The sequence below is a fragment of the Ramlibacter sp. G4-7 genome (assembly GCF_057784995.1).
The window spans coordinates 271936-279816 of sequence record NZ_JBYNTT010000006.1 but is presented as its reverse complement, the minus strand read 5'-3'; the positions used below and the strand labels follow the sequence as shown (position 1 = coordinate 279816).

The 7881-nt window shown below is 70.6% G+C and carries 7 protein-coding genes and 1 tRNA gene; 4 read left to right on the top strand and 4 right to left on the bottom strand.

Annotated features, from left to right (window positions below; genetic code table 11):
• The 3 genes from AC3EGR_RS10925 to AC3EGR_RS10915 all read right to left on the bottom strand — a co-directional run.
• On the bottom strand, positions 1-1385 hold a 1385-nt coding region (locus AC3EGR_RS10925), incomplete at its 3' end, for a DUF5666 domain-containing protein (RefSeq protein WP_488546500.1).
• A complete protein-coding gene (locus tag AC3EGR_RS10920; RefSeq protein ID WP_488546499.1) occupies positions 1382-2302 on the bottom strand; it encodes a DUF6502 family protein in 921 nt (306 codons plus the stop codon). The genes AC3EGR_RS10925 and AC3EGR_RS10920, both read right to left, overlap by 4 nt.
• A gap of 488 nt (positions 2303-2790) precedes the next feature.
• Complete coding sequence (locus AC3EGR_RS10915; RefSeq protein ID WP_488546498.1) at positions 2791-2988, bottom strand: hypothetical protein; 198 nt, start codon at positions 2986-2988, stop codon at positions 2791-2793.
• 240 nt (positions 2989-3228) lie between these two features.
• Between AC3EGR_RS10915 and AC3EGR_RS10910 the strand changes: the two genes are divergently transcribed.
• The 4 genes from AC3EGR_RS10910 to rimO all read left to right on the top strand — a co-directional run bounded on the left by AC3EGR_RS10910 (position 3229) and on the right by rimO (position 7652).
• Positions 3229-3789 carry a YSC84-related protein gene (locus AC3EGR_RS10910; RefSeq protein WP_488546497.1) on the top strand — a complete coding sequence of 187 codons (561 nt, stop codon included), beginning with the start codon at positions 3229-3231 and terminating at the stop codon, positions 3787-3789.
• Between the two features lie 99 nt (positions 3790-3888).
• Positions 3889-5475 carry a mechanosensitive ion channel family protein gene (locus AC3EGR_RS10905; protein ID WP_488546496.1) on the top strand — a complete coding sequence of 529 codons (1587 nt, stop codon included), beginning with the start codon at positions 3889-3891 and terminating at the stop codon, positions 5473-5475.
• Between the two features lie 153 nt (positions 5476-5628).
• A complete protein-coding gene (phaR, locus tag AC3EGR_RS10900) occupies positions 5629-6141 on the top strand; it encodes a polyhydroxyalkanoate synthesis repressor PhaR (RefSeq protein WP_488546495.1) in 513 nt (170 codons plus the stop codon).
• A 119-nt stretch (positions 6142-6260) separates the two neighbouring features.
• Positions 6261-7652, top strand: coding sequence for a 30S ribosomal protein S12 methylthiotransferase RimO (gene rimO / locus AC3EGR_RS10895; RefSeq protein WP_488546494.1), 1392 nt, complete (start codon positions 6261-6263; stop codon positions 7650-7652).
• Between the two features lie 119 nt (positions 7653-7771).
• Here rimO and AC3EGR_RS10890 read toward each other — a convergent pair.
• Positions 7772-7856 (bottom strand) — tRNA-Leu (locus tag AC3EGR_RS10890).
• Positions 7857-7881: the final 25 nt, after the last annotated feature.

The window sequence follows — 7881 nt, the reverse complement described above, 5'->3', positions numbered from 1 at the left end:
CCGCCGCCACCGCCGCCGCCGCCGCCGCCACCACCGCCACCGCCGGGACCACCGCCGCCGCCGGGACCACCGCCGCCGGGGCCACCACCGCCACCGGGGCCACCACCGCCACCGCCAGGGCCTCCGCTGCTTCCGGAACTGCCGGACGACCCCGAGCTGCCGGACGTGCCGCTGCCCGAACTCGAACCGCTCGAGCCACTGTTGCCGCTGCTGCCGCTGTTCCCGCCGGGCCCGCTGGACCCGTGTCCGGAGCTCGAACCGTGCCCTGACGCGCCGCCCGCCGGCCCGCTCGGCCCGCCCGGGGAAATCTGGACCCGGTCGATCACGATGCGCCGCTCGGCATCCATGCGTCCGCTCACGCGGACGAACTGGTTGACCGCCAGGCCGGCTGCACCGCCGCCCAGGACTTGCGCCCCGGCGTCGAGTTGCACGCTCTCCTGTCCGAGGCGCATGGAGCCCGCATCGAGTTCCTGCACGTAGCCTTCGAGCACCACCTGGCGCACGAGGCCGATGTCGTCGCGCGGCGCCGCGGTCGCCAGCGTTTGCGCGAGCACGCTGGTCCCGTCCCATGGACCAGCCACCCGCACCGGCTGGCCGCGCACCAGTCCGGGCGGTGCCGTGCCCGCGTCGAGGCGGACGAGCGTGCCGTTCACTTGGATCGCGTCCGCGCCGATCGCGGTCACGCGCCCGGAAACCTGCGCCAGGCGTGGCGCAGCAGGGGGCAGGGCCTCGACGCTCGTCGCGGTGAGCACGCCATCCGCCTGGCGGTGCCCGCTGATGCGCACCCACTCGCCGGTGCGCACGGCGAGCGGCGTCCGCACGCTGACGTCCTGGCCCAGAACCCGGATCGTCTGGCCCCCGTTTTCGATCGCATCGATCGGGCCGACGAGGGCGTGCCGCACGACGATGGATTCGGCGCGCAGGTCCTTGCCTTCGCCTGCGGCGCGCACGGCGACCACCTGGCCCACGGCGAGTTCGCTGGCGGAGCTCGGCTGCCCGTTGTCGGACACCGGCGTGTCGCGATCGAACTGCACCTCCAGCCCGTTGACGCAGATGCTGGCGAAGCCGGTGATGACGCCCACGATGCCCGTGCCTCCGATGCCGCCGCCGGGGGTGCTGGCGCCCGCCGTCACTCCGGTTCCCCCGATCCCGCCGCGCCCCCCTCCCGCGCCACCGCCGCCCCCGGTTCCACCAATCCCGCCGGCACCGCCGGCACCGCCGGTGCCTGTGCCGCCGGTGCCGCCCGCGGCCGACACCGCGGCCGGGTTCACCCGCGACCCACCCGAGCTGCAGTTGTCCTGGGCCGCCGCGGGCAGGGCCAGGCCCGCGCAGAGCAGGGCGCTGCACAGCGCCGCGGCGAGACGATGCGGCCGCCGGGTGCTCATTTCGACGCCTTCTTGCGCGCTGGCGCGCGCGTGGGCTTGGATGCGGCGGCTTTTCGGCCGGCGCGTGGAGCAGCCGGCGCGCTTGCGTCCGCCGTCTCGGCGTAGAAGTACACGCCGAACGTCATGCGTTGGCGCGGCAGCGAAGTGGTCCCGCCACGCTTGGCAAGGGACAGCGCGTTCTTGTTGACGGCCACCAGCGTGTCCATTCCGAGCGTGCTTGCCTGCCGCGCGAGCTGCGCCACGGCGTCCGCACTCAGCCCGTCGTAGTGCACGCTGCGCTCCAGGAACGGCGGTTCGCCACCCAGCAGGTTGTGCGCGGCGGCGGCTGCATGGTCGTGGACGTTGTGGCCGAAATAGAAGCTCATCTCGTCGAAGCCCTTGCTGGGGACGAAGGCGCCGGCATGCAGGCGCAGGAGGCCATCGTCGTCGATGTTCACGACGCCCAGGCGCAGCCACTCGTCCAGCACCACGCGCGGCCGGATGTCGCGATTCACCCGCGCCACCAGCGCCTCGAAGGACAACTCCGCCCCCTCGCTCGCGAAGCGGGCCAGGGGCCGGGGCTGCCCTGCTTCGTCCACATAGGGAGCGGCCCCCATCCACTGTGCGACCACTTGCGCGCCAAGGGAGATCACCTCGGGCATGGTCTCTTCACCCGATTCCAGCACTTCGCGCAGGCGACTGACTTCCTTGCGATGCACGCCGGAGACGAGGCTCACGCGGCTGTCGGTCGGCACCTTGCCGTCCAGCCGGAAGTCCCGGTCCGCCACTTCGACGAACAGCGACTTCAGGAGTTCGCTGGCATAGGTGAACGTGATGCCGCGCGCGAGCATGAGCTTCACCAGCGGACGCAACGCATGGCGCAGCGCGCGGGTGAGCGCGCGCGGCGGTGCGGCATGGGACGGTGAGCTCTCGGGCATATCGCTTCGGGCAGGTGACGACGATCCGGCCAGGCCGGGTGCGTGGGAAATTGTCACACAAGAGTTTTGGACGTGGGAAAAAATCCCACCTATTGTTGGCCCCAGGTGTGGGAAATATTCCCACGCCGGCAGAGGCGAACGGGGTTTGCCGAGGGCAGACCGGTTCGAAACGGCTTGGGTCCTGACAGGAGATAGACATGATCGGCTTGAGGAAGATGGCAGGCAACGGACTCGTTGCGTTGACCTTGTGCGTGTACGCGGCCTCCGCACTGGCGCATGGCGGCGGCGGTGGCGGTGGCGGGGGTGGTGGAGGAGGAGGCGGCGGCGGCGGCGGCGGCGGTAGCGCGGGTTCCTCCGGCAGCGCGGGGAGTTCGGGCAGCTCGGGGTCCTCGGGCAGCTCCGGGTCTTCGGCAAGCTCGGGCTCGTCGGGGAGTTCGGGCAGTTCGGGCAATTCAGGCGCTTCGGCAAGCTCCGGTTCCTCCGGGAATTCAGGTCCGTCGGCAAGCTCGGGTCCGGGCAGTGGCGGCACGGGCAGCGTGGGTGGCGGCCATGGCGGCGGCCACGGCGGCGGCCACGGGGCGGACGATGCGGCCGGTCACGGAGCAGCCGGCCACGGCATCGGCCACGGCGCGGACGACGCGCCAGGTCACGACGCGGCCGAGGCCGGCGGCCACGGCGTCGGCCATGGTGCCGACGACGCGGCAGGGCATCGCTGATCCAGCGCAAACTTCCACGCCGGACCCCGGGAACGCCGACAGGCTGTCCCGGGGTTTTTCCTTGCGGCAGCGGCCGTGCTGGCGCGGCGCGTGGGACCTAGGTCCAATTCGACGCGAAGCGGCGAGTCCGAACAATGCACCGGCGGAGCGCGCGCCCGGGCGCGGCCGCCAGCACCATTCCTTTCACAGCCAACGTCCCCTGGAGGGCTCATGCAACGACGCACGTTCCTCATCGCCGGTCCTTCGCTTGTCGCCGTGGGCACGCACGCCCACGCACAAGGGGACAAGAGCGCCAAGCAGTCCGAGATCAAGAAGAAGGCCATGCAGGCCCTCGACGACTTCTACAAGGCCGATCCCAAGCTCAAGGACACCGTGGCGAAGGCTCCCGGGTTCGCGGTGTTCACCACGTACGGACTCAGCTTCGGCCTGGGCGGTGCGGGCGGCAAGGGCATCGCGCACGACAACAAGACCGGCAAGGATACGTACATGAACATCGGGCAGGCGAGTGCGGGCCTGCAGCTGGGTGCATCCAACACCCGCTACCTGTTCGTCTTCGACAGCCAGAAGGCCCTGGCCGACTTCATCGAAAACGGCTGGGACGCCTCCGCCGGCGCCGCCGCCGGCGTCGGTGCGGGCGGCAGTGCGGCGAACGTCGGAGCCGGCGCCGGCAACGTGCAGGGAGGCCGGTTCTTCGCGCTGACGAAGTCGGGCCTGCAGGCGGGCGCTGCCGTATCGGGCCTGAAGGCCTGGAAGGACGGCGACCTGAACTAGGCCGCCGGGCGGCGGCACGGCGACTGGGACGTCCCCGCGCTTCCCTTCGCCCCAATTGGCCGCCGCGAGCAGGGCCTGCACAGTCGTGCAGGCCCTCCCATGCGATTCCTGCTCGCCCTCCTGCTCGCGGTGTTCGCCGGCGCGGCGCCGGCGGCAGACGCACCGGCGCCGGACGAGGCCGTCCTCTCGGTCTGGAACCGGCCGGTCACCGTCTTCCGCAGCAACTTCCTGGGTGTTTCCCCCGCCGAGCGGGCCCGGCGCGCCCAACGCGCCATCGAGGAGTCGTTGGCGGCCGGCGGCCCCGGCGCAGTGACGGTGCAGCAGGAACCCCAGGGTCGCGTGGTCCTGGTCGACGGCACCATGGTCCTCCTGCTCACCCCGGCCGACGTGGACCCGCTGCGCGGCGAGAACCTCGACCGGGCGACGCGCGCCACGGTGGCGGCGCTGGCGCGCGTCATTGCGGAAACGAACGAGGCGCGGGACCGCGGGCGGCTGCTGCGCGCCGCGGCGTTCGCGCTGGGGGCCACGGCGCTCTACTTGCTTGCGGTCTGGATCGTGGTGCGCATCCGCCGCGCCTTGTTCGCGCGCACGGGCGCCTGGGTGGACGCGGCCGCGTCACACACGACGGTCGCGCGCTCGCCCTTGTGGCAGGGCCCGCGGGTGCAGCGGGCGGCCCAGTGGCTGCTGCGGATCGCCTCCTGGCTGGTGCTGCTGCCCCTGACCTACGAATGGCTGGTGTTCGTGCTGGAGCGCTTCCCGCAGACGCGTGCCGCCGGCGAGCAACTGGGCGCCTTCGTGCTGGGCGTGGGCGAGCGCATCGGCGGCGGCATCGTGCATTCGCTGCCCGACCTGGTGGTTGCGGCGGTGATCTTCCTGCTCGCGCGCGCGGCCGTCGGCCTGCTGCGGCCGGTGTTCGACCGCGCGGAGCAGGGGGTCGCCCAGCCCGCATGGCTCGACCGCGACCTGGTGCGGCCGACGCGCCGGCTGGTGAACCTGGCGGTCTGGCTGTTCGCGGTCGTCATGGCCTATCCCTACCTGCCCGGGTCGCAGACCGAGGCCTTCAAGGGCATGTCGGTGCTGGTCGGCCTCATGGTCACGCTGGGCGGCTCCAGCCTCTTCGGGCAGGCGGCCAGCGGCATGATCCTGATGTACACGCGCACCATGCGCAGCGGCGAGTACGTGCGCGTGGGCAGCACCGACGGAACCGTCGTCGGCGTCGGCACGTTCACCACCCGCATCCGCACGGGGCTGGGCGAGGAGGTGACCTTGCCGAACGCGGTGGTGATGGGCAGCGTCATCTGCAATTTCTCGCGCGCAGCCGAAGGGCCGGGCTACATGGTGGAGACCGGCGTCACCATCGGCTACGACACGCCCTGGCGCGAGGTGCAGGCGATGCTGCTGGAGGCGGCGCAGCGCACCCCGGGCGTGCTGGCGCAGCCCGCGCCGCGCGTGCTGCAGCGGGCGCTGGGCGACTTCTACGTCGACTACCGGCTGGTGTGCCAGGCAACGCCCGAGACGCCGCAGGCGCGCGCCGACCTGCTCGCTGCGCTGCACGCCAACGTGCTGGACGTGTTCAACGAACACGGCGTGCAGATCATGTCGCCGCACTACATGGCAGACCCCGCGGAGGCGAAGGTGGTGCCGGCGGGGCGGCGCCATGGCGGGCCGGCTGCGGGTGGGTCATAGCCGGGGCGCGTCGCCTGCCTCGGCCTGCCGGCCGAGGCCCACGTGTGCTACGGTCGGGCATAAGGGTTAAACCCCGGCGCGGGGGTGGTGGCCCCTCCTAGAATCTGCTGCATTGCAATACGCAGGACCCCGGTCCCGCCAGGAGCCCCGTTCGTGACGAGCAAGAAAGCCAACGGCCAGCCGAAGCCGGCCCAGCGCGTGATCAAGAAGTACCCGAACCGGCGGCTCTACGACACCGACACGTCCACCTACATCACGCTCGCGGACGTGAAGCAGCTCGTGATGGACGCCGAGTCCTTCGTGGTGCGCGACGCCAAGACCAACGAGGACCTCACGCGCAGCATCCTGTTGCAGATCATCCTGGAGGAAGAGGCCGGCGGGGCGCCCATGTTCAGCGAGGCCGCGCTGGCCAACATCATCCGTTTCTACGGCCACGCCATGCAGGGCTTCATGGGCAGCTACCTCGAGCGCAACGTGCAGGCGTTCACCGACATCCAGAAGCAACTCGCCGACCAGACGAACACCTTCACGCCGGAGATGTGGACGCAGTTCATGAACATGCAGAACCCGCTTGCCAGCGGCGTGGGCACCTACGCGGAGCAGTCCCGGGCCATGTTCGAGAAGATGCAGCAGCAGATGCTCGGGGCGTTCGGCATCAAGAAGTGACCCGCGGGCGGCAATCCGGACGGGGCCTGCCGCGCCCGCGATCCGGGGGATCCCGTCGCCGAGCCGGGTCATAGCCCGCCCCCCGAGCCCGCGCAGCCAGGGTCTGGGACAATAGTGGGATGAGCGACATCCTCGCGGCGGACGCCCCCGCCTCTGCCGTGCCCAAGGTGGGCTTCGTCAGCCTGGGCTGCCCCAAGGCCCTCACCGATTCCGAACTGATCCTCACGCAACTGAGCGCCGAGGGCTATGCCACGTCCAAGACCTTCGAGGGCGCGGACCTGGTGATCGTCAACACCTGCGGCTTCATCGACGATGCGGTCCGGGAGAGCCTCGACACCATCGGCGAGGCACTGGCGGCCAACGGCAAGGTGATCGTCACCGGCTGCCTGGGCGCGCGCGCGGGCGACAAGACGGACAACATGGTTCGCGAGGTGCACCCCTCCGTGCTGGCCGTGACCGGCCCGCACGCGACGCAGGAGGTGATGGACGCGGTGCATGCCCACCTGCCGAAGCCGCACGACCCGTTCGTGGACCTGGTGCCGGCCGCGGGCATCAAGCTCACGCCCAGGCACTACGCGTACCTGAAGATCAGCGAAGGCTGCAACCACCGCTGCACCTTCTGCATCATCCCGTCCATGCGCGGCGACCTGGTCAGCCGGCCGATCGGCGACGTGCTGAAGGAAGCGAAGGCGCTCTTCGAAGGCGGCGTGAAGGAGCTGCTGGTGGTGAGCCAGGACACGTCGGCCTACGGCGTGGACGTCAAGTACCGCACCGGCTTCCACGAAGGCCGCCCCGTGCGCACGCGCATGCTGGACCTGGTGCAGTCGCTCGGCGAACTGGCGGAGCCTTTCGGCGCCTGGGTGCGGCTGCACTACGTGTACCCGTACCCGCACGTCGACGAGATCATCCCGCTGATGGCGCAGGGCCTGGTGCTGCCTTACCTGGACGTGCCGTTCCAGCACAGCCACCCGGACGTGCTGCGCCGGATGAAGCGGCCCGCCAGCGGCGAGCGCAACCTGGAGCGCATCGCGCGCTGGCGCGAGATGTGTCCCGAGCTCGTGGTGCGCAGCACCTTCATCGCCGGCTTTCCGGGCGAGACGGAGCAGGAGTTCCAGCACCTGCTGGACTTCGTGCGCGAGGCGCAGATCGATCGTGCGGGCTGCTTCGCCTACAGCCCGGTCGAAGGCGCGGCCGCCAACGAGCTGCCCGGCATGCTGCCGCAGCAAGTGCGCGAGGAACGCCGCGCCCGCTTCATGCAGGTGGCGGAGCAGGTCTCGGCCGAACGGCTCAAGCGCCGCGTGGGCGCGACCATGCAGGTGCTGGTGGATTCCGCGCCGGCGCTGGGCCGCAAGGGCGGGGTGGGCCGCAGCTATGCGGACGCGCCCGAGATCGACGGCACCGTTCGCCTGCTGCCGCCGCAAAAGCTCAGCAAACGGCTGGCCGTGGGCGAGTTCACGCAGGCGCGCATCGTGGCCACCGACGGGCACGACCTCGTGGCCGAGCCCATCTGAGCACCATCGTCCCCATGCGACAAAGCCGCCCTCGGGCGGCCTTCCATCCTCAATATCTCCACTACAAACAACAAAGCCGGCGATGCCGGCTTTATGATGCCTCCCGGTGTTCCGAGAGTTGGTGCCCAGGAGAGGACTCGAACCTCCACGATGTTACTCGCTAGTACCTGAAACTAGTGCGTCTACCAATTCCGCCACCTGGGCATTTCAGGAAAAACAAGATTGTATA